Here is a 1,516-nt window from a genome sequence, read left to right as displayed (position 1 = left end):
CAAAAGAACTCAGCACAAGTTGTCTTTGATGATGGATGTTTTTGCGTAATTGGTTACTTAGGAGACCTACGAACTCATCTACTTCGTGATTATCTGTTTTGTGGAAAGACTTTTGAGGTTATCGGCAACATCTATCAAAATCCTGATTTATTAAAAATGGAAGGTGAATGAAGATGAAAAAACTATTGATCACACTCCTACCTGACGATGCGACAATAATTAATGAATGCGGCTTTATTATCCAAACGGTCGCAGAAACAAAAGAAGATATTTTAGAAAGAGGGGAACACCATCACGAAGATACATGGTTTTTATTCAAGAAGAGTGACAACCCTGATGATGTTTTTGGTGCTGAAGTGGAAATAGATATTCTTCCAGACTGCTTTGAAGGATTTATCAAACTTGATAGATCAGAACTAGCAGCCATCAAGGACAACATTCTTCATACGGAAATGCATGGCCATAAGTTAACGAAAATCGAAAAAGGGATATTAGCAAAGGTTGAAGCTGCTATGTATCCTGCTTGCTATCAACCTGAATTTCAATCGGAGGTCACAAAATGAAAGCAGAAGACTTGCACAGCTACTATTGCGAGGATTGCGAAGAGTGGACATGTATTGAAAGATTAGAGTTTCCGGGTAATGTCCATTGTGCATATTGCGGGGTTGCTGATGTTAATATCAGTGCAGTGGATTATGAAAGACTCAAAGAGTGGGTGAGGGCGTGTAATGAATCAATATAGGGTATATGACAACACAGATGAAACTCTGTTTAAGTCTAAAGACAAAATAGATTGTTTTGTTTTTATTTTTGAACACATTTTTTTAGAGTCAATTAAATAAGTCCAAGACGGAGAGCCTGCGGACACTGATCAACACCTTTTAAGGGTGCTGGTTGGTGTCCGTTTTTTATTTGTCTGAACGGAGGATGAACATGAAGAAGGAGAAACCAAAAAAACAGCCGCAGAAGCTCACTGACAGAGATTTAAGAGAGTTGATGGGGCAAAACATGCAAAGGCTGAGAAGAGCCAAAGGCGGGGCCATGCGCCGAAAATAAAAGGAGTGATTGGGATGACTAATAAAAATGATAAGAACCCAAACGAACAAACAGATCAAATGAATTTAGATATCCCTCAAATCGACGAGGAAAAAACTAGAGAAAAGATGGAAAGAATGCTAGATAAGTATAAGATGTTAAGGCTTCAAACGCCAGAAGACTTCCTCCCAAAAATCACAACAACATATACCATTACACCGCCTAGTTTTTCCAATCAGTTTCATTCATCGACCGAGGATGCAGCCCTTAAAAAAATGGATTGGGAAATCGAGCGTGATCAATTTATGAAACGGATTCAGCGTGCAATCAATCGTCTTACGCAAAAAGAGCGCCGCATTTTAGTTATGCTCTATATGCAGGATGAAGAAATGTACGATTATGAAATATATGCTGAAATGGGTCTTAGTCAAAGGAATTATTACCGTTTCAAAAATAAAGCCTTTTACCGTTTAGCCTTCGC

The 1,516-nt window shown here is 38.5% G+C and carries 4 protein-coding genes; all 4 read left to right on the top strand.

Going from position 1 to position 1,516, the window contains the following annotated elements; genetic code table 11:
- Nucleotides 1-171: YopX family protein (locus tag LC033_RS17500; protein WP_376776475.1), on the top strand; the 171-nt coding region annotated here is incomplete at its 5' end.
- A gap of 2 nt (nt 172-173) precedes the next feature.
- Complete coding sequence (locus LC033_RS16495) at nt 174-563, top strand: hypothetical protein (RefSeq protein WP_226570315.1); 390 nt, start codon at nt 174-176, stop codon at nt 561-563.
- A gap of 370 nt (nt 564-933) precedes the next feature.
- Nucleotides 934-1,056: a hypothetical protein gene (locus LC033_RS16940; protein WP_264188799.1), complete on the top strand. Its 123-nt coding sequence runs from the start codon at nt 934-936 to the stop codon at nt 1,054-1,056.
- A gap of 14 nt (nt 1,057-1,070) precedes the next feature.
- Nucleotides 1,071-1,516, top strand: a 446-nt coding sequence (locus tag LC033_RS16490; RefSeq protein WP_226570313.1) for an ArpU family phage packaging/lysis transcriptional regulator, incomplete at its 3' end; no start/stop codon positions are given.

It is taken from the genome of Bacillus stratosphericus (genome assembly GCF_020524495.1).
Lineage (GTDB): Bacteria > Bacillota > Bacilli > Bacillales > Bacillaceae > Bacillus > Bacillus stratosphericus_B.
The sequence above is the reverse complement of the archived record's forward strand: the minus strand, read 5'-3'. Positions and strand labels throughout refer to the sequence as shown.

Coding starts and splice junctions, on each gene's coding strand:
- LC033_RS16495 (WP_226570315.1), top strand. CDS start 174: ATGAAAAAACTATTGATCACACTCCTACCTGACGATGCGACAATAATT.
- LC033_RS16940 (WP_264188799.1), top strand. CDS start 934: ATGAAGAAGGAGAAACCAAAAAAACAGCCGCAGAAGCTCACTGACAGA.